Below are 19093 nucleotides of genomic sequence, written 5' to 3' on the forward strand. Positions count from 1 at the left end.
CTATCGGTCAGGCATTAATAATTTGCGCGATCTCCACCGCACTCAGATGGTATTGACGCGGGCAGGCGCTCCAGGCGGCCAGCATACGTTGGTATTTGTCCCACATTTTGGTCTGGGCGTTAAAGCCGTGCGTGCCGGCATCGAACTGCACGTAGCGCCCTTCGGTGTGCACCAGAAAACGCACATAGCCGAGGTAACGCGCCTCGGTGGCGGCATCAAAGCCCAGGAAGGCCAGCCGCCGCGGGTCGACATCGCCTTTCTCTTTGAGCAATTCCCAGGAGACCTGGAGCGCGTGGTGCATCTCCATGATGGTGATGATGGTGCGGCATACCTCTTCCGGCAGTGCGCCGAACTCGTGGTCCAGCTCGCGCATCTGCAGGCCGTAGCCGCGCTCAATAATGGTTTGTAAACGGCGGTACCGTTCAGCCTGCTCAGGGTTGAGCATGGCCATCATCTGGTATTGGTTGGAGAGGATAAGGCGCTGGGCGTTGGTCATTTCCATCATGGACTCCTGGGTCGTGGCATCATAATGGCAGCAGCATGGCACACTGGCGCGGCCGGCGGCGAAATAGCCGGCGTTTGTTTGATGCAGGCAGGGTTTTTTCGCCCCTGCCCCGCCTCCTGCCGATCTTTACAGGTCGTCCAGGAAGGTTTTATCCAGTTGTTTAAAGGCGCGCTTGAGCACATCCGCCAGTGTCTGGTAGGTCGGCGTGCCTTCAACCGGTGCCAGCGCCTGGCCGGCTTCCGTCAGGCGCTGACGCACTTCATGGAACCAGTGCAACAGCGTTGGCGGCAGCGGTGTCACCGAGCGACGGCCCAACCACCACAGCCCCTGCATCGGCAGGCTGCAGGCAAACAGGGCGGTGGCAATCGCCGGCCCCAGCTGGCCGCCGAGGGCAATTTGCCAGGTCAGGGTAAACACAGCCAGCGGCGGCATAAACGTAATAGAGAAGCGGGTGGCACGGGCAACGCGGTTTTCAGGAAATACCGGCGCCAGCCGCTTGTCGGCGGGCCAGGTTTTCATATAGTGCTGCCCACGCTGGAAAATCTGAAACCAGCTGACAGAACCGGACGGCTTACTTGTCATACAGCACCTCAACTTCTTTAATAAAGATTAAAAAAAACTTGTAATGCACAAAATAAAATTTAGCACATTCAAATTTATTTTGTCTTTCCCTGGCCTGAACGTTATCCTACCCCGGCCTGTCGGCTGGGCGGCGCACGGGGGCAGTTTTTAGCTGCTTACCGGCGTGTCCTGCGGAGGCGGTTCACCGGGATTGAGTAATTGTTGTACGTTTCTGAACACATTTCGAGCAACATCAGCGATTTTTATTCATTGCGGCGAGAAACGACGGCTGCATGATGTTAATCATAATTGTCAGCGTCATTATGCGCTACGCTTGATGGCAGACTGATGATTTATTAACCACGTGTTTTGTTTCCGCCCCGTGGCGGACAACACGAACTAAAATAGGTACTTCCATGTCGAGTAAGCTAGTACTGGTTCTTAATTGTGGCAGCTCTTCGTTAAAATTTGCCATCATTGATGCGGCAAACGGTGAAGAACATATCTCTGGTTTGGCCGAATGTTTCCACCTGCCTGAAGCACGCATCAAATGGAAAATGGACGGCGGCAAACAAGAAGCGGCACTGGGTGCCGGCGCCGCACACAGCGAAGCCCTGACTTTCATCGTCAATACCATCCTTTCCCAGAAACCGGAACTCTCTGCAGAGCTTATTGCCATCGGTCACCGCATCGTGCACGGGGGTGAAAAATTCACCTCGTCGGCCGTTATCGATGACGCCGTGCTTCAGGGTATCAAAGATGCGGCCTCCTTTGCACCTTTGCATAACCCGGCGCACTTAATCGGCATTGAAGAAGCCCTGAAATCCTTCCCACAGCTGGCAGACAAAAACGTCGCCGTGTTTGATACCGCCTTCCACCAGACGATGCCGGAAGAGTCCTACCTCTATGCCCTGCCGTACCATCTGTACAAAGAGCACGGCATCCGCCGTTACGGCGCGCACGGCACCAGCCACTTCTATGTCACGCAGGAAGCGGCCAAAATGCTGAACAAACCGGTGGAAGAACTTAACGTCATTACCTGCCATCTGGGTAACGGCGGCTCCGTGACCGCCGTGCGCAACGGCCAGTGCATTGACACCTCCATGGGCCTGACCCCGCTGGAAGGCCTGGTGATGGGCACCCGCAGCGGTGACATCGACCCGGCGATCATCTTCCACCTGCATGACCGCCTCGGCATGAGCGTGGATGAAATCAACAAAATGCTGACCAAAGAGTCCGGCCTGCTGGGGCTGACCGAAGTCACCAGCGACTGCCGCTATGTTGAAGATAACTACGCCGAGAAAGCGGACGCCAAACGCGCGATGGATGTGTTCTGCCACCGCCTGGCCAAATACATCGGTGCTTATGCGGCGCTGATGGAAGGCCGTCTGGATGCCGTGGTCTTCACCGGCGGCATTGGCGAAAACGCCGCGATGGTGCGCGAGTTTGCAATGGCGAAACTCGGCCTGCTGGGCCTGGAAGTCGACCACGAACGCAACCTGGCCGCCCGGTTCGGCAAAGCGGGCTTTATCAACAAAGAGGGCACCCGCCCGGCCCTGGTGATCCCGACCAACGAAGAACTGGTCATTGCGCGGGATGCTGCGCGCCTCACCGCCTGATTGTTATCCACCGCCAGCCCATGCTGGCGGTGTTGTTTCCACTCTTGCATCATAAAAAAGAGGGTAAGCCGTGTCCCGTACAATTATGTTGATCCCCACCGGCACCAGCGTCGGCCTGACCAGCGTCAGTTTGGGTGTCATTCGCGCCATGGAACAGAAAGGCGTCAGCCTGAGCATCTTCAAACCGATTGCCCAGCCGCGCGCCGGGGGCGACGCACCAGACCAGACCACCACCATCATCCGTGCCAACTCCAGCGTGACTGCGGCAGAGCCGCTGCGCATGAGCCACGTCGAAGCGCTGCTCAGCTCCAATCAGCAGGATGTGCTGATGGAAGAGATCGTGGCCCGCTACCACGAAAACACCAAAGACGCTGACGTCGTGCTGGTGGAAGGGCTGGTGCCGACCCGCAAACACCAGTTTGCCAACGCCCTGAACTATGAAATTGCCAAAACCCTGAATGCCGAGATTGTGTTTGTGCTGGCCCTGGGCAATGACTCCCCGGCCCAGTTGAAAGAGCGCATTGAACTGGCGCGCTCCAGCTTCGGCGGCAGCAAAAACAAAAACATCACCGGCGTTATCATCAACAAACTCAACGCCCCGGTGGACGAACAGGGCCGCACCCGCCCGGATCTCTCCGAGATCTTTGATGACTCCACCAAAGCCAACGTGGCGAATATCGATCCGAAACTGCTGTTTGCCAACAGCCCGCTGCCGGTGCTCGGCTGCATCCCGTGGAGTTTCGACCTGATCGCCACCCGCGCCATCGACATGGCCAAGCACCTGAACGCCCGCATTATCAATGAAGGCGACATCAACACCCGCCGCGTGAAATCCGTGACGTTCTGCGCGCGCAGCATCCCGCACATGCTGGAGCACTTCCGCCCCGGCTCACTGCTGGTCACGTCAGCTGATCGCCCGGACGTGCTGGTGTCGGCCTGCCTGGCGGCGATGAACGGCGTGGAAATCGGCGCCCTGCTGCTGACCGGCGGCTATGAAATTGATGAACGCATCAACCGCCTGTGTGAGCGCGCCTTCCAGACCGGCCTGCCGGTGTTTATGGTGAATACCAACACCTGGCAGACCTCGCTGAGCCTGCAAAGCTTCAACCTGGAAGTGCCGGCCGATGACCACCAGCGGGTGGAAAAACTGCAAAACTATGTCGCCGGCCATATCAACAGCGACTGGATCGAATCCTTGACGGCGGCGTCCGAACGTTCGCGCCGCCTGTCACCTCCGGCCTTCCGCTATGAGCTGACTGAGCTGGCCCGCAAAGCCGGCAAACGCATCGTGCTGCCGGAAGGCGACGAACCGCGCACCGTCAAAGCGGCCGCCATCTGTGCGGAACGCGGCATCGCGGAATGTGTGCTGCTCGGCAACCCGGATGAGATCCAGCGTGTCGCGGCGGTTCAGGGCGTGGAGCTCGGCAAGGGCGTCACCATCGTCAACCCGGAAGAGGTGCGTGAAAACTACGTGCCGCGCCTGGTGGAATTGCGTAAAAGCAAAGGCATGACCGAAGTGGTGGCGCGCGAGCAACTGGAAGACAACGTGGTGCTCGGCACGCTGATGCTGGAACAGGGCGAAGTCGATGGCCTGGTCTCCGGTGCGGTGCACACCACCGCCAACACCATCCGCCCGCCGTTGCAGCTGATCAAAACCGCGCCGGGCAGCTCGCTGGTGTCGTCAGTGTTCTTCATGCTGCTGCCGGATCAGGTGCTGGTGTATGGCGACTGCGCCATCAACCCGGACCCGACCGCAGAACAGCTCTCTGAGATCGCCATCCAGTCAGCGGATTCTGCGGCGGCCTTCGGCATTGAGCCGCGCGTCGCGATGATCTCCTACTCCACCGGCACCTCCGGTGCAGGCAGTGACGTGGAAAAAGTGCGTGAAGCCACCCGGCTGGCGCAGGAGAAACGCCCGGATCTGATCATCGACGGCCCGCTGCAATATGATGCCGCGATCATGGCGGATGTGGCGCTCTCCAAAGCCCCGAACTCCCCGGTCGCCGGGAAAGCCACGGTCTTTATCTTCCCGGATCTGAACACCGGTAACACCACCTATAAAGCGGTACAGCGTTCTGCGGATCTGGTGTCGATTGGGCCGATGTTGCAGGGGATGCGCAAGCCGGTGAATGACCTTTCACGTGGCGCGCTGGTGGATGACATTGTCTACACCGTGGCGCTGACGGCGATTCAGTCCGCACAGGCTGAAACCCAGACGGCCGCGCTGGCGGAAAAAGAGTAACCGCCCGCCATAACAAAAACGCCGGCAACGATGCCGGCGTTTTTTTGCCTGTTATCACGCGCTGTCTCGCAGAGGCGGAACGCGCGGTCAGACGATAATGGTCAGGCAGCGGGCGTGCCGTTGCCGCCTTCAGGTTGCGGTTCGCCCTGCTCCGGCGTCGCCCCCAACATTCCTTTCTCTGCGGCGACCGGCTGCGGCTTCTGTTCGCGCACCAGCGGCTTGCCGTAATCCTGCTGGTTATTGCGGCTCAGCCAGAGCGACAGGGCTTTCAGCGAATCCGGGGTAAACTCATCACAGCGGGCAGTGATCTCTTCCGGCAGCATCCAGCTCACTTCCGCCACTTCCTCTTCCTGCAAAGCAAACGGCCCGTGGGAGACGCAGCTGAACAACCCGCCCCAGACCCGGCAATGCTCCTCTTCGAAATAGAACAGCCCATGCTCGGCAAACGGCACTCCGGCAATGCCCAGTTCTTCCTCGGCTTCACGGCGGGCAGATTCCAGCACATTTTCGCCGCTCTGCACCACGCCCCCGGCAGTGGCATCCAGCCAGCCCGGATAGTAATCCTTGCTGTCGGTGCGGCGCTGAACCAGGATTTTACCCATGCCGTCATGTACCACGATATAGGTGGCGCGGTGGCGCAGCCGTTGTGCACGCATCTGCTGACGACTGGACTGAGCAATCACTTCGTTCTGCTCGTCAACAATGTCCACCCACTCTTCAGTGTACGCAGTCTGACCTTGATCCATCCTCTGAAACCTTCTTTCTGGGCGCGGGACCCCGCGCGATTAGGGTTGTAACGGCTGATAATCTGTTGTTATCGCAATGGCTGTATTTTTCGCAATGATTGCCGCCATCGCTGTTTTATAGCAATCGCGGTGTGATAGCAAAAGCATCGCGTGCGGGCGGCGTCCGCGCGCCGTAGCAGGAAGGGAGTCATGACCATAAATCAACAGCGCCTCCCCATGCAAGCGGGCCATGCAGCAGGATGATAAAGGTGACCGGGGGGCAAAAACAATGGCGGCGGTGCAGTCCGTGCCGGTAGCGGCCCCCACCGTGACGCACGCCGCGTTTTGTGTCCCAAACCGGACAGTGTCAGCATCAGACTATTCCCGCATTGCCTGCTATTCTTAGCTGTTATCCTAGCCAGGTTGTTTTGGATGACGGGCCAGCACGCCCGCCCGTGTAATGACTTACAGATCACCTAACGCAGGAGGCATTATGATTGACCTGTATTACGCACCGACCCCGAACGGACATAAAATCACCCTTTTCCTTGAGGAATCGGGCTTGCCTTACCGCCTTCACCCGATCGACATCAGCGCCGGTGACCAATTTAAACCGGAGTTCCTGGCCATTTCACCGAATAATAAAATCCCGGCGATTGTGGATACCCAGCCGATTGACGGCGGCGCGCCGGTCAGCATTTTTGAATCGGGGGCCATCTTGCTCTACCTGGCGGAAAAAACCGGCAAACTGCTGAGCCAGGAGCTGCGTGAGCGGGCGTCGACCCTGCAATGGCTGTTCTGGCAGGTGGGCGGGTTCGGGCCGATGCTCGGCCAAAACCACTACTTCACCCACTCTGCGCCGCAGCCGGTGCCTTACGCGATTGAACGTTACCAGACTGAAACCAAACGCCTGTATGGCGTGCTGAACACCCAGCTGGAGAAGAAACCCTACCTGGCCGGGGATCAGTACAGCATTGCGGACATTGCCACCTACCCCTGGGTGGTGTCCCATGAGCGCCAGCGCATCGATCTGGCGGAGTTCCCGGCCGTCCGCAACTGGTTCGAACGCATCCGGGTGCGCCCGGCGACAGTAAAAGCCTACCAACTGGCCGGCTGACGCCGTACGCCCGCCGCCTCCCGGTGTCGGGAAGCGGCCCTTCCTGGCCCCACTTCGTTGATTCAGGTGAAAATAACGCTGCCGTCGCATGACGGCGGCAACGTATCGCCTATGCTAAGAAGAGTCTCTGTTGCCTTAACGGGAAACCATTATGCAAGTGCTGATAACCGGCGCAACCGGCCTGATTGGCCGCCACCTGGTGGCGCAACTTCAGGCCCATCATCAGGTCACGGTGCTGACGCGCAATGCCGCGCGGGCACGGGCCATTCTGGGGGAGGATGTCACCTGCTGGACGTCGCTCAGCGGGCAGAGCACGCTGGACGGCATCCATGCGGTTATCAACCTGGCCGGAGAGCCGATTGCCGACCGCCGCTGGAGCCGTGAGCAGAAGCGCCGGTTGTGCGACAGCCGCTGGCAACTCACCGGGCAACTGGCCGCGCTGATCCGGGCCAGCACCGTGCCGCCTGCCGTGTTTATCTCCGGGTCGGCCACCGGCTATTACGGCGATCAGGGCGAGGCGGTGGTCACCGAAGAAGAGGTGCCGCACGACGAATTTACCCACCAGCTCTGCGCCCGCTGGGAAGAACTGGCGCTGACGGCAGAAAGCCCGCACACCCGCGTCTGCCTGTTGCGTACCGGCATGGTGCTGGCCCCGCATGGCGGTGCGCTGGCGAAAATGGTGCCGCCGTTCCGGCTGGGGCTGGGCGGGCCGTTTGGTGACGGCCGCCAGTACCTGCCGTGGATCCATCTCGATGATATGGTGGCGGCGATCCTCTACCTGCTGGATCATGCTGAGCTGCGCGGCGCCTTCAACATGGTCGCGCCCTACCCGGTTCACAACGACAAATTTGCCGCCACGCTGGCAGAGGTATTGAACCGCCCGGCCTTTTTGCGCGTCCCGGCCTTCGCGGTGCGGCTGCTGATGGGCGAGGCGGCGGTGCTGGTGCTCACCGGCCAGCGCGCCATCCCGAAACGGCTGGAGGCGGCCGGTTTCCATTTCCGCTTTTCTGAACTGGAAGAGGCGCTCAGCAACGTGCTGGCGCGCCGCTAAGCCCTACTCCTTCAGCGAGACATAACGGAAAATGTGCTTGCCGAACGGATCGATCTGGTAATTCACCACCTCCTTGCGCACCGGCTCGAAAATGGTCGAGTGCGCAATCATCAATGCCGGCACCTGTTCATGCATCATCACCTGCGCCTGCTGGTACATCGCCGTGCGCTGGTTCTGGTCAAGGGTGGCGCGTGCCGCGGTAATTAACTTGTCAAACGGCGGGTAGCACCACTGGGAGGAGTTAGAGCCGCCGTTGGCCGACGCGCAACTGTAGAGCGGGCCGAAGAAGTTGTCCGGGTCACCGTTGGCCGTCGTCCAGCCCATCAGCGCCGTCTGGTGCTCCCCACGTTTCACCCGTTGCAGGTATTCGCCCCACTCATAGGTGACAATCGTCGCTTTTACGCCGATTTTTGCCCAGTCCGCCTGAATCATCTCCGCCATCCGCCGGGCGTTCGGGTTATAGGGGCGCTGCACCGGCATGGCCCACAGGTCAATCGCGAAGCCCTGCCCCAGCCCGGCGTCCGCCAGCAGTTTTTTCGCCTGGGCCGGATCGTAAGGGTAATCCTGCACCGCCGTATTGGCGCTCCAGACGCCGGGCGGCAGCAGATTTTTCGCCTGCTGGCCGGTGCCGTTGAACACGGCCTCCATAATCGCCGGTTTATTCACCGCCAGCGCCAGTGCCTGCCGCACTTTCAGGTTATCCAGCGGCGGTTTTTTCACGTTAAACGCCAGGAAACCAATGTTCAGCCCCGGTTTCTGCATCAGCGTGAGATCCGGGTTGTTGCGCATCCGCGGCAGGTCAGCCGGGTTGGGGAACGGCATCACCTGGCACTCATTCTTCTCCAGTTTGGCATAGCGCACCGCCGCATCCGGGGTGATGGTAAACACCAGCCGGTCGAGCTTCGGCTTGCCTTCCCAATAGTGGTCAAACGCCTTGTAGAGGATGCGCGAATCTTTCTGGTACTGCACCAGCTGGAACGGCCCGGTACCGACCGGCTGGGTATCGACGCGCTCCGGCGTGCCCGCCTTCAGCATCTGGTCAGCATACTCTTTGGACAGAATCGACGCGAAATACATGCCGAGATCCGCCAGGAACGGCGCCTCCGCGTGCGCCAGCGTGAACCGCACCGTCGCGTCATCCAGCTTGTCGATGGCGGTAATCAGCGTGCCCAGCGCCATGCTGTCAAAATTGGCATAAACCCCGCCGGAAACGTTATGGTAAGGGTTGGCCGGATCTTTTTGCCGCATAAATGAAAAGATCACATCGTCAGCATTGAAATTGCGGGTAGGCGTGAAGGTTTTGGTGGTATGGAATTTCACATCTTTACGCAAATGGAAGGTGTACACTTTGCCGTCAGGGCTGATCTCCCACCGCTCGGCGAGGCTTGGCTCCAGGGTAGTGGTGCCGACACTGAACTCCACCAGGCGGTTATAGAGCGTCACGGAGGTGGCATCGACCGTGGTGCCGGAGGTGGTGAGTTGCGGGTTAAAGCTTTCCGGCGCGCCTTCTGAGCAGAACACCAGCGTCTGTGCCGGGGCGTTAGCCACCAGCCCGGCTGTCAGCATCGCGGCCACTAACCCTATTCTGTTTTTCTTCATTGGTTTTCCTTGCCTGAGGTAAAGGAGACATGAGATAGAACGCAGAACCAACACAGATTACCATTCCTGCGATGTTTGGTAACAAATTGTTATATATGAAAAACGTATGAACGTGGACACCCGGGGAATCACCATGCATAACGCGCTTGCCGACCAGCTTACAGAACGTTTTTTCCGCTATCTGGCCATTACTACCCAGAGTGACGCGGCTGCCACCACCTTACCCAGCACGCCCGGCCAGCATGACCTGGCGGCGCTGCTGGCAGACGAATTGCGCCGGCTTGGCCTGCAACAGGTGGTGGTGGATGAACACGCCACCGTCACCGCCGTGAAACCGGGTAACCAGCCGGGCGCGCCGCGCATCGGCTTTATCACCCATCTCGACACCGTGGATGTCGGCTTGTCGCCGGACATTCACCCGCAAATCCTGACGTTTGAGGGTGACGACCTCTGCCTGAACGCGGAAAAAGATATCTGGCTGCGGGTCAACGATCACCCGGAAATCACCGCCTATCAGGGCCAGCCGATCATTTTCAGTGACGGCACCAGCGTGCTGGGCGCGGACAACAAAGCGGCCGTCACGGTGGTGATGACGTTGCTGGCCAACCTGACGCCGGACACGCCGCACGGTGACATCGTGGTGGCGTTTGTGCCGGACGAGGAGATCGGCCTGCGCGGGGCGAAAGCGCTGGATCTGGCGCGCTTTGATGTCGATTTCGCCTACACCATCGACTGCTGCGAACAGGGCGAAGTGGTGTATGAAAACTTCAATGCTGCCGGCGTCGAGCTGAGTTTCACCGGCATCCCGGCACACCCGATGTCCGCCAAGGATGTGCTGATCAACCCACTGCTGATGGCCCATGATTTCATCAGCCATTTCGACCGCAACGAAACCCCGGAGCACACCGAGGGGCGCGAAGGCTACACCTGGTTCCAGGAGATGAGCGCCAACGTCAACGTTGCGCACCTGAAAGCGGCGATCCGTGATTTTGATGCCGACAGCTTCCTGCGGCGCAAACAGCGGATTGGTGACGTGGCCGAGATCATCGCCCGCCGCTACCCGCGCGCCAAAGTAGAGTTCAAAATCAGCGACGTCTACAGCAACATTGCCAACGCGATCGGCGAGGATCGCCGGGCGATCGACCTGATCTTCGCCGCGATGGACCAGATCGGTATTGAGCCGAAAGTGATCCCGATGCGCGGCGGCACTGACGGCGCGGCGCTGTCAGCCAAAGGCCTGCTGACGCCGAACTACTTCACCGGGGCACACAATTTCCATTCGCGCTTTGAGTTCCTGCCGGTAAGCGCGTTTGTGAAATCGTATGAGATGACGCTGGCGCTCTGCCAACTGGCCGCCCGGCAGTAACGGTTGCCCTGCCGCAGCGGCGGCAGGCTATTTCAGCGCGCCTGACAGGAACTGCCGCAGGCGCGTGCTTTTCGGGTTGCCGAATACCTCGGTCGGTGGCCCCTGCTCCTCAATCACCCCCTGGTGCAAAAAGATCACCTGGCTTGAGACATGGCGGGCGAACTCCATCTCATGCGTCACCACCACCATGGTTTTCCCCTCCTCCGCCAGTTTCTGCATAATGCGCAGCACTTCGCCCACCAGCTCCGGGTCCAGCGCGGAGGTCGGTTCGTCAAACAGCAGCACTTCCGGCTCCATCGCCAGTGCCCGCGCAATGGACACCCGCTGCTGCTGGCCGCCGGAGAGGTTCACCGGGTATTTGGCGCGCGCCCGCTCATCAATCCCGACTTTGTCGAGGTAACGGATCGCCCGCTCGCGTGCCTCCGTTTTGCTTAAGCCCAGCACCTGGATCGGCGCTTCCATCACGTTCTCCAGCACCGTCATATGGCTCCAGAGGTTAAAGTGCTGGAACACCATGGTGAGTTTGGTGCGCAGTAACTGAAGCTGTTTCTTATCAAACACTTTCAGCTGGCCGTCTTTATCCCGCACCATACGGATGTCCTGATTGTTGACGCTGATCGACCCTTCACTCGGTTTTTCCAGGAAGTTGATGCAGCGCAGGAAGGTACTCTTGCCGGAGCCGGAGGAGCCGATGATGGTGATGACGTCACCGGCATCGGCATACAGCGAGACCCCTTTCAGCACCTCATGGTCGCCGTAGCGCTTGTGCAGTTCGGTTACCGCCAGTTTGTTGTCAGCCATAGTCAGAATTCCGCAAAAAAGTTGTCGGTCAGTGCGCGCGTTGCGGCCGGACATGGGCCAGCCAGCGCCGCTCCGCCTGCCGGAACAGGCCGATCAGCACAAAAGAGATCGCCAGGTAGAGCACCGCCGCAATACCGAAGGCGTAAAACGGCTGGTAGGTGGCGGAGTTGATGTCTCGGGCAATCTTCAGGATATCCGGCACGGTGGCGGTAAAAGCCAGTGCCGTGGAGTGCAGCATCAGAATCACCTCATTGCTGTAGGCGGGCAGCGCAGTACGCAGCGCCGACGGCAGAATGATGCAGCGGTAGAGTTTGAACCGGGAAAAGCCGTAGGCGTTGGCGGCTTCAATCTCACCGTGCGGCACGGCGCGGATCGCCCCGGCAAAAATTTCCGTGGTATAGGCGCAGGTGTTGAGCGTCAGCGCCAGGATGGTGCAGTTCAGCCCGCTGCGGAAAAAGGTGTTGAGAAACTCGGTACCGCGCACGATGTCGAGGCTGTACATCCCGGAGTAAAACACCAGCAGTTGCACATACAGCGGCGTACCGCGAAACACATAGGTATAAAACCAAATCGGCAGGCTGACCCAGCGCAGCGGTGACACCCGCCCCACCGCCATCGGGATGGCCAGCAGGCCGCCCACCACCACCGATGAAATCAGCAGCCACAGGGTCACGGCCAGCCCGGTAAGGCGGTAGCCGTCGCTCCAGAGCAGCGCCATGCCGTACTGTTGCAGAATCTCGATCATAGCTCGCCCCTCTTCACGCCCAGCGAGTAACGCCGTGCCAGCCACCACAGCACCCCGTTGGAGAGCGTGGTGAAAATCAAATATACCGCCCCGGCCACCATGGCGAAAAAGAACGGCTGGTAGGTGCCTTTCCCCGCCAGTTGCGTCGCTTTGACGACGTCATTCAGCCCCAGCAGCGACACCAGCGCGGTGGCTTTCAGGATCACCTGCCAGTTATTGCCGATACCCGGCAGCGCAAAGCGCATCATCGCCGGGAACAGGATGCGGCGGAAAATCTGCGCGCCGCTGAAACCATACGCCGTGGCCGCCTCAATCTGCCCGCGCGGCACCGCCATAAACGCGCCGCGGAAGGTTTCCGTGAAGTACGCGCCGTAAATAAAGCCCAGGGTAATGACGCCCGCCGTCAGCGGGTCGATGTTGATCTGCGCCATCCCGGCCAGTTCCGTCAGGCTGTTCAGGGCGATTTGCAGGCCGTAGAAAATCAGCAGCATCAGCACCAGGTCAGGCACGCCGCGAATCAGCGTGGTGTAGGCGTTAAAAAAACCGCGCAGCAACCGGTGGTGGGAAAGTTTGCCGCCCGCGCCCGCCAGCCCAATCACCACAGCCAGCAGCACGGACGAGAGCGCCAGTTCAAGCGTGACCAGCGCACCCTGTAAAATCAGTTGGGAATACCCGTCAAGCATGGCGGTTTCTCTGTATTACGGAAGCAACGCAGGGGCGGGCGCCCCTGCGGAAACGGTGCGGGCATCAGCCGCCGTAGACGTCAAAATCAAAATACTGTTTGGCGAACTTGTCGTAGGTGCCGTCCTGACGCATCTCAGCAAAGGCTTTGTTCAGCGCCTCTCTCAGTTCAGTGTCATCTTTGCGCAGCCCCATGCCGGTGCCGACGCCGAAGAAGGCGTCATCTTTCACTGACTCGCCGGCGAACGCGTAATTTTTGCCGACCGGCTGTTTCAGGAAGCCTTCGCTGCCCGCCACTTCATCCTGGAAGGCGGCATCGATGCGCCCTGAGTCGAGGTCAGCATAAATTAAGTCCTGGTTCTGGTAGGCCACCACGTCGATGCCTTTCGGCTGCCACATCGCATTGGCATAGGCTTCCTGGGTGGAGCCTTGCAGCACACCGACCCGTTTGCCGCGCAGGGCGTCCAGCGTCGGCAGGATTGGCGAGCCTTTTTTGGCGATCAGGCGCGCATTGGCGGCGTAGAGTTTGTCGGTGAAGGCGATCTCTTTCTGACGTTTCTCCGTGATAGACAGCGACGAGATAATGGCGTCAATTTTCTTGGCTTTCAGGGAGGGGATCAGCGCGTCGAAGTCGCTTTCCACAAAGGTGCATTTCGCCTCAATGCGTTTGCACAGCTCCTTGGCCAGATCGATATCAAACCCCACCACCTGACCACTGGCATTTTTTGACTCAAACGGGGCATAGGTAGGATCAGTGCCGATACGGATATCTTTCGGCACGGCGGCAAAACTGTGTGCTGCCGCGAACGCCAATACCAGGGGAAGGACTTTGACCAGCTTATTCATAGCGTACCCTCAAATTATTTTCCGATGCCAAACCCAGCATTTCCTCTCGGTTTATGCAGTTTCCATGCCGTTTATGCAGGCGCGGCCGGTGTGCAGGAAAAGCGCCGCCGCGTGTGCCGGAACTGCGGCCGCACGCACGCCTTAAGCGCAATTTGCAGGACAAACAGGGTGAGGTTATCGCCTCCCCCGGCAGGACGCCGGCGGAGGTGCACCTTAATTGACCATGCCGGGATCAATTATGGTGCACTGGGGAAATCGTGATCAGTTATGGGGCAATCTATGTCACAAATCTTTAACGTGAACCCTGCCAGCGGGTAAACAGATCGTCAGGCAATTCAATGCCGAACTGATCCAGCACGCGGTTTACCGTCTGGTCAACGATCTCCTGCACGGTTTCAGGTCGGTGATAGAAGGCGGGCACCGGCGGCATGATCACCGCGCCGAGTTCTGCTGCCTGGGTCATCAGGCGCAGGTGGCCCAGGTGCAGCGGTGTTTCACGCACGCAGAGCACCAGCGGGCGGCGCTCTTTCAGCACCACATCGGCCGCGCGGGTCACCAGGCTGTCGGTGAAGCTGTTCACAATGCCGGACAGGGTTTTGATCGAGCACGGTAAAATCACCATCCCGGCGGTTTTGAACGAGCCGGAAGAGATGCTGGCCGCGATATCACGCGCATCGTGTACCACGTCAGCCAGCGCCTGCACGTCGCGCAGGGCGTAATCGGTCTCGAGGGCCAGCGTCTGGCGGGCAGCATTGCTCATCACCAGATGGGTTTCAATCCCTTCAACCTCACGCAGAACCTGTAACAGGCGCACGCCATAAATCGCGCCGCTGGCACCAGAGATGCCAATGATGAGACGTTTCATGTTCTTACCTCGGAAGTGATCGCGCCGGGCAACCGTCCGCCGCACAAAAAAACAGGGCCAGGCAAGCCTGGCCCTCTCAGCAGGGTATGGTAACGAAAGCGGCGGGAATTATCAGCCCTCGTTATGCATTTCCAGGTTTTCCACTTCCTGCTGGCCGCGCAGTGCTTTGGCATCGTCATTGCGCAGCGCTTCCAGATGCTCCAGGTAGCCCTGATCCACATCTTTGGTGACATAGATGCCGTCAAACACCGAGCACTCAAACTGCTCAATGTCCGGGTTATCTTCACGCACCGCGTCGATAAGATCCTGCAAATCCTGGAAGATCAGCGCATCTGCGCCGATAAGCTGGTTGATTTCACTCACTTCGCGGCCGTGGGCAATCAGCTCATTCACGCTCGGCATGTCGATGCCGTAGACGTTCGGGAAGCGGATTTCCGGGGCGGCGGAGGCCAGGTAAACCCGTTTGGCCCCGGCGTCACGCGCCATCTCGACGATCTGCTCCGAGGTGGTGCCGCGCACGATGGAGTCATCCACCAGCAGCACGTTCTTGTCACGGAACTCGGCGCGGTTGGCGTTCAGCTTGCGGCGTACCGACTGGCGGCGCGCCTGCTGGCCCGGCATGATGAACGTGCGGCCAACATAACGGTTCTTCACAAAGCCCTGGCGGTAAGGCTTGTTCAGGATGCGGGCAATCTCCAGCGCGATGTCGTTGGAGGTTTCCGGAATGGGGATAACCACATCGATATCGAGGTCTTCCCACTCACGGGCGATCTTGTTGCCCAGCTTCTCACCCATGCGCACCCGGGCGCTGTAGACGGAAATCTTGTCGATAAACGAGTCCGGGCGCGCAAAGTAGACGTATTCGAACAGGCACGGGTTATAGGACGGGTTGTCTGCACACTGGCGGGTAAAGAGCTGCCCTTTGGTGGTGATGTAGACGGCTTCACCCGGTGCCACGTCACGCAGGAACTCAAAGCCCAGCGTGTCCAGCGCCACGCTTTCAGAGGCAACCATGTACTCGTTGCGGCCATCGGGCAGCGTACGCTTGCCGATGACCAGCGGGCGGATACCGTTCGGGTCACGGAACGCCACCAGCCCGTGGCCGATGATCATCGCCACGCAGGCGTAAGCGCCGCGGATCTGCCGGTTCATCGCCGCAATCGCAGAGAAGATGTTTTCGGCTTCCAGCGGGTAGTGCTGGAAACGGTCCAGTTCGCTGGCAAAGATATTCAGCAGAATTTCGGAGTCAGAGGTGGTGTTCACGTGGCGACGCGCCCCTTCGAACAGCTTGCTGCGCAGTTCGTGGGCGTTGGTCAGGTTACCGTTGTGCGCCAGGGTAATGCCGAACGGGGAGTTGACGTAAAAAGGCTGCGCTTCAGACGCACTGGAACTGCCGGCAGTGGGGTAGCGGACATGGCCGATGCCCATGTTACCCTGCAGGCGTTGCATATGCCGGGCTTCAAATACATCTTTCACCAGGCCGTTTGCCTTACGCAGACGGAAGCCGTTGTTGGCATCAATGGTGATGATGCCTGCGGCATCCTGCCCACGGTGCTGGAGCACCGTTAACGCGTCATAAATCGACTGGTTGACCGGCATAAAACCGGCGATCCCGACAATACCGCACATGTTGTCTTTTCCTCATCAGCGCTGCCGCAGTTAGAGATGCTGCGGCAAGAAACTCGACGTGCTCTGCAGGTAGCTGAAAAACCACCTGATGATATAGCTGAACTGCGGAATCAGCTGAGACTGTTGCCAGTCAGCACTCTGTGAAAAGCCGGTGAAGGTATCCAGAAAAAACAGGATAGCGGCAACAATCAGTACACCGCGCAGCGCGCCGAAACACACGCCCAGCACCCGGTCTGTTCCTGACAGCCCGGTGCGCTCCACCAGCGAGCCAATCACATAGTTAACAACGGCACCTACGAGCAACGTCGCGATAAATAAGATGCCGATTGCGATTCCGTTCCGGACCAGTTCCTCTTGAAAACGGGTGAAATAGATAGCGAGGTAGGGATAGTAATGACTGGCCACAAAGAACGCGCATCCCCAGGTAACCAGTGACAACGCTTCGCGGACAAATCCCCGGATCAGGCTGACCAGAGCCGAAAATCCAATAACTGCAATGATGACGAAATCGATCCAGACCATGGTTATTCCAATGATGATCCGCCCCGCATCCAATTCGCGGCGAATTCTAACAGAAAAAGAAAACGTTTGCGTAGGGGAAATCCGGCCCTGTCGCAAATAATTAACACTGTTTATAAAAACATCAATACAGGCAGAAACATAGCGTGCTGTGCCGGTCTTCCCCCTCCCTGAAAGTGGAAACGGGGCACCTGGCGGCACCCCGTTTCACCGGCCGGGCTTAGCGCCCGGCGCTGTACGCGCGGACTTGCCCGCTCAACCCGCTTATCTGGTTCATCTCCGGCAAGGCGGACTGAAGCTTCTGCTTCGAGGCATCCGGCCCGACAAAGATGCGGGTGATCTGACCCTGTACCGGCGTGGACGGCACGGTATAGGCGCGATAGCCCGACAGGCGCAGGCTGGCCACAATCTCATTCACCTTGGCGGCGTTTTTCAGTGCGCCAAGCTGGACGATATACGCCTGACCGGCCGGGGCCGCCTCACCCGGTTGTGGTTTGATTTCCGGTTTCGGCTGCGGCTTCGGCTCAGGTTTTGGCTCAGGCTTCGGCTTCTCCACCGGTTTCACCGGCTGCGGCTTCGGCTCCACCGGCTTCGGCGCGACCTTTTCCGGCTCTGGGTGGGTCACCGTCACCGGCGGTGCCGTGACCGGGGCGTGCTGCTCTGCGGCCTCCGGCGCACTGCCCTGCGCGGCCGGTGGCTGGCTGGCGGCCCCGACGGCCTGCCCGGCCCCTTCCGGCGGCTGGGCAGGCAGTGACTGGGTCACCGGCGGTACCGCGTCATTCTCCTGGCTGTCACCGGCTTTCGGTACCAGCGGAATGGCCGCGAACTCATCCTCATAATGCTTCTTTTTGCCGTCAAGCAGGCCCGGCAACACAATCACCCCCACGGCCACCAGGATGATGGTGCCGACCAGGCGGTTCTGAAACTTACTTGCCACTGCTGCTCCCTACCTCTAATGCCGCCATGACATGCGCCACGGTATGAAATGACCCGCAGACAATCACAATGTCATGATCATCAGCATCCTGCATCGCCTGTCGCCAGGCGGTTTCGACATCCGCAAACTGCCGGGGTTCCGTCAGGTGTTCCGCCAGCTGTGCGGCGGTGGCCCCGCGCGGCCCTTCCAGCGGCGCGCAGTACCAGTCATCCACCTGCGGCACCAGGCAGGCCAGCGTCCCGCCGATGTCCTTGTCCGACAGCATCCCCACCACCGCCCGCACCCGGCCGCCCTGGGCCGGCAACGCGGCCAGCCGCTCTGCCAGGTAGGCGGCGGCGTGCGGGTTGTGTGCCACGTCCAGAATCAGCCGCGGCGATTCACTGACGGTCTGGAAGCGCCCCGGCAGCATCGCCTGTTGCAGCCCCAGGCGAATGGCCTGTTCATCGACGGTGCGCGCCGGCACCGCTGCGGCCAGCGCAGAGTGTGCATAGTGCAGCGCAGCCAGCGCGGTGGCGGCGTTGTCGAGCGGCACCTGCGGCAGCGGCAGATCGGCCAGTACCCGGCCGGCCGCCTGCCACTGCCAGCTGGTGGCCTGCACGCTGAAGTGCCAGTCCGTGCCGCGCGCATGGAGCGACGCGCCGAGGTCGCGCGCCACCTCAGCAATGGTGTGCGGCATTGCCGGCTCCCCGACCACTGCCGGGCGGCCCGGCCGGAAGATGCCCGCCTTCTCGCGGCCGATGCTTTCGCGGTCCGGCCCCAGCCAGTCAGTGTGGTCCAGCGCGATGCTGGTGATCACCGCGGTATCGGCATCCACCATGTTGGTGGCGTCCAGCCGCCCGCCCAGCCCGACTTCCAGGATCACCACATCCAGCGCCGCCTGCTGAAACAGTTGCAGCGCGGACAGGGTACCGTACTCGAAATAGGTCAGGGAGATGTCGCCGCGCCCGGCCTCAAGCCGGGCAAACGAGGCGCAGTGCGCCGCTTCCGGCAGCTCCTGCCCCTGAATGCGCACCCGCTCGGTGTAACGCACCAGATGCGGCGAACTGTACACGCCCACCCGGTAACCGGCAGCCATCAGGATCGCTTCCAGCGTGCGGCAGGTGGTGCCTTTGCCGTTCGTCCCGGCGACGGTAAACACAAAGGGGGCGGGTTTGAGCAGGGAGAGGCGTTCCGCGACGCGTTTGACGCGGTCCAGGCCAAGGTCAATCGCCTGGGAGTGGAGGTGTTCGAGGTAATGAAGCCACGCGGCCAGGGGCGACGTGGCGTGGGGAATCTGAGTTTGCAT

At 60.0% G+C, this 19093-nt stretch carries 18 protein-coding genes; 5 read left to right on the forward strand and 13 right to left on the reverse strand.

Going from position 1 to position 19093, the window contains the following annotated elements; genetic code table 11:
• Positions 1-7: 7 nt before the first annotated feature.
• Together JK232_RS15340 and yfbV are read right to left on the reverse strand one after the other, a co-directional pair.
• Entirely contained in the window at positions 8-502 is a 495-nt protein-coding gene (locus tag JK232_RS15340) for a YfbU family protein (RefSeq protein WP_072930691.1), read from the reverse strand.
• A gap of 129 nt (positions 503-631) precedes the next feature.
• A complete protein-coding gene (gene yfbV / locus JK232_RS15345; RefSeq protein WP_072930558.1) occupies positions 632-1087 on the reverse strand; it encodes a terminus macrodomain insulation protein YfbV in 456 nt (151 codons plus the stop codon).
• 395 nt (positions 1088-1482) lie between these two features.
• Between yfbV and ackA the strand changes: the two genes are divergently transcribed.
• On the forward strand, positions 1483-2685 hold the full coding sequence (gene ackA / locus JK232_RS15350; protein WP_072930560.1) for an acetate kinase: 1203 nt from the start codon (positions 1483-1485) through the stop codon (positions 2683-2685).
• A gap of 85 nt (positions 2686-2770) precedes the next feature.
• Positions 2771-4927, forward strand: a complete 2157-nt coding sequence (pta, locus tag JK232_RS15355) for a phosphate acetyltransferase (RefSeq protein ID WP_175558170.1) — start codon at positions 2771-2773, stop codon at positions 4925-4927.
• A 101-nt stretch (positions 4928-5028) separates the two neighbouring features.
• On the opposite strand, the gene yfcD is transcribed toward pta, so the two are convergent.
• Positions 5029-5673: an NUDIX hydrolase YfcD gene (gene yfcD, locus JK232_RS15360; protein ID WP_241522408.1), complete on the reverse strand. Its 645-nt coding sequence runs from the start codon at positions 5671-5673 to the stop codon at positions 5029-5031.
• Between the two features lie 472 nt (positions 5674-6145).
• On the opposite strand from yfcD, the gene yfcG reads away from it, so the two are divergent.
• On the forward strand, positions 6146-6769 hold the full coding sequence (yfcG, locus tag JK232_RS15365) for a GSH-dependent disulfide bond oxidoreductase (RefSeq protein WP_072930564.1): 624 nt from the start codon (positions 6146-6148) through the stop codon (positions 6767-6769).
• Positions 6770-6920: 151 nt separating this feature from the next.
• A complete protein-coding gene (locus JK232_RS15370; protein ID WP_212589369.1) occupies positions 6921-7820 on the forward strand; it encodes a TIGR01777 family oxidoreductase in 900 nt (299 codons plus the stop codon).
• A gap of 3 nt (positions 7821-7823) precedes the next feature.
• Here the strand turns inward: JK232_RS15370 and JK232_RS15375 are convergent, their stop codons facing one another.
• Positions 7824-9386 (reverse strand): ABC transporter substrate-binding protein, encoded by a 1563-nt coding sequence (locus JK232_RS15375; RefSeq protein ID WP_394853993.1) that lies wholly within the window; start codon positions 9384-9386, stop codon positions 7824-7826.
• Between the two features lie 166 nt (positions 9387-9552).
• Between JK232_RS15375 and pepT the strand changes: the two genes are divergently transcribed.
• Positions 9553-10785, forward strand: coding sequence for a peptidase T (pepT, locus tag JK232_RS15380; RefSeq protein ID WP_212589370.1), 1233 nt, complete (start codon positions 9553-9555; stop codon positions 10783-10785).
• A 27-nt stretch (positions 10786-10812) separates the two neighbouring features.
• Here the strand turns inward: pepT and hisP are convergent, their stop codons facing one another.
• From hisP to folC, 9 genes are all read right to left on the reverse strand, one after another.
• Complete coding sequence (gene hisP, locus JK232_RS15385; RefSeq protein WP_072930570.1) at positions 10813-11586, reverse strand: histidine ABC transporter ATP-binding protein HisP; 774 nt, start codon at positions 11584-11586, stop codon at positions 10813-10815.
• 28 nt (positions 11587-11614) lie between these two features.
• Positions 11615-12331: an ABC transporter permease gene (locus JK232_RS15390; protein ID WP_072930572.1), complete on the reverse strand. Its 717-nt coding sequence runs from the start codon at positions 12329-12331 to the stop codon at positions 11615-11617.
• Positions 12328-13014, reverse strand: coding sequence for a histidine ABC transporter permease HisQ (locus JK232_RS15395; protein WP_101828563.1), 687 nt, complete (start codon positions 13012-13014; stop codon positions 12328-12330). Before JK232_RS15395 ends, JK232_RS15390 begins: the two co-directional genes overlap by 4 nt.
• Positions 13015-13078: 64 nt before the next feature.
• Positions 13079-13858, reverse strand: a complete 780-nt coding sequence (gene hisJ / locus JK232_RS15400; RefSeq protein ID WP_072930576.1) for a histidine ABC transporter substrate-binding protein HisJ — start codon at positions 13856-13858, stop codon at positions 13079-13081.
• 292 nt (positions 13859-14150) lie between these two features.
• The gene (locus tag JK232_RS15405) at positions 14151-14723 is read right to left on the reverse strand and encodes a UbiX family flavin prenyltransferase (RefSeq protein ID WP_072930579.1); all 573 of its coding nucleotides are present in this window, start codon (positions 14721-14723) and stop codon (positions 14151-14153) included.
• Positions 14724-14834: 111 nt separating this feature from the next.
• Positions 14835-16352 carry an amidophosphoribosyltransferase gene (gene purF, locus JK232_RS15410; RefSeq protein ID WP_072930580.1) on the reverse strand — a complete coding sequence of 506 codons (1518 nt, stop codon included), beginning with the start codon at positions 16350-16352 and terminating at the stop codon, positions 14835-14837.
• A gap of 30 nt (positions 16353-16382) precedes the next feature.
• Positions 16383-16874 carry a colicin V production protein gene (cvpA, locus tag JK232_RS15415; protein ID WP_072930581.1) on the reverse strand — a complete coding sequence of 164 codons (492 nt, stop codon included), beginning with the start codon at positions 16872-16874 and terminating at the stop codon, positions 16383-16385.
• A gap of 217 nt (positions 16875-17091) precedes the next feature.
• Positions 17092-17808: a cell division protein DedD gene (gene dedD, locus JK232_RS15420; protein ID WP_101828562.1), complete on the reverse strand. Its 717-nt coding sequence runs from the start codon at positions 17806-17808 to the stop codon at positions 17092-17094.
• Positions 17798-19093 (reverse strand): bifunctional tetrahydrofolate synthase/dihydrofolate synthase, encoded by a 1296-nt coding sequence (folC, locus tag JK232_RS15425; RefSeq protein ID WP_212589371.1) that lies wholly within the window; start codon positions 19091-19093, stop codon positions 17798-17800. Before folC ends, dedD begins: the two co-directional genes overlap by 11 nt.

The sequence above is a fragment of the Nissabacter archeti genome (assembly GCF_018257325.1).
Classification (GTDB): Bacteria; Pseudomonadota; Gammaproteobacteria; order Enterobacterales; family Enterobacteriaceae; genus Chimaeribacter; species Chimaeribacter arupi.

Excerpts from the sequence above, each read along its gene's own strand:
- JK232_RS15340 (WP_072930691.1), bottom strand. The coding sequence starts at position 502 with ATGGAAATGACCAACGCCCAGCGCCTTATCCTCTCCAACCAATACCAG.
- yfbV (WP_072930558.1), bottom strand. The coding sequence starts at position 1,087 with ATGACAAGTAAGCCGTCCGGTTCTGTCAGCTGGTTTCAGATTTTCCAG.
- ackA (WP_072930560.1), top strand. The coding sequence starts at position 1,483 with ATGTCGAGTAAGCTAGTACTGGTTCTTAATTGTGGCAGCTCTTCGTTA.
- pta (WP_175558170.1), top strand. The coding sequence starts at position 2,771 with ATGTTGATCCCCACCGGCACCAGCGTCGGCCTGACCAGCGTCAGTTTG.
- yfcD (WP_241522408.1), bottom strand. The coding sequence starts at position 5,673 with ATGGATCAAGGTCAGACTGCGTACACTGAAGAGTGGGTGGACATTGTT.
- yfcG (WP_072930564.1), top strand. The coding sequence starts at position 6,146 with ATGATTGACCTGTATTACGCACCGACCCCGAACGGACATAAAATCACC.
- JK232_RS15370 (WP_212589369.1), top strand. The coding sequence starts at position 6,921 with ATGCAAGTGCTGATAACCGGCGCAACCGGCCTGATTGGCCGCCACCTG.
- JK232_RS15375 (WP_394853993.1), bottom strand. The coding sequence starts at position 9,386 with ATGCTGACAGCCGGGCTGGTGGCTAACGCCCCGGCACAGACGCTGGTG.
- pepT (WP_212589370.1), top strand. The coding sequence starts at position 9,553 with ATGCATAACGCGCTTGCCGACCAGCTTACAGAACGTTTTTTCCGCTAT.
- hisP (WP_072930570.1), bottom strand. The coding sequence starts at position 11,586 with ATGGCTGACAACAAACTGGCGGTAACCGAACTGCACAAGCGCTACGGC.
- JK232_RS15390 (WP_072930572.1), bottom strand. The coding sequence starts at position 12,331 with ATGATCGAGATTCTGCAACAGTACGGCATGGCGCTGCTCTGGAGCGAC.
- JK232_RS15395 (WP_101828563.1), bottom strand. The coding sequence starts at position 13,014 with ATGCTTGACGGGTATTCCCAACTGATTTTACAGGGTGCGCTGGTCACG.
- hisJ (WP_072930576.1), bottom strand. The coding sequence starts at position 13,858 with ATGAATAAGCTGGTCAAAGTCCTTCCCCTGGTATTGGCGTTCGCGGCA.
- JK232_RS15405 (WP_072930579.1), bottom strand. The coding sequence starts at position 14,723 with ATGAAACGTCTCATCATTGGCATCTCTGGTGCCAGCGGCGCGATTTAT.
- purF (WP_072930580.1), bottom strand. The coding sequence starts at position 16,352 with ATGTGCGGTATTGTCGGGATCGCCGGTTTTATGCCGGTCAACCAGTCG.
- cvpA (WP_072930581.1), bottom strand. The coding sequence starts at position 16,874 with ATGGTCTGGATCGATTTCGTCATCATTGCAGTTATTGGATTTTCGGCT.
- folC (WP_212589371.1), bottom strand. The coding sequence starts at position 19,093 with ATGCAAACTCAGATTCCCCACGCCACGTCGCCCCTGGCCGCGTGGCTT.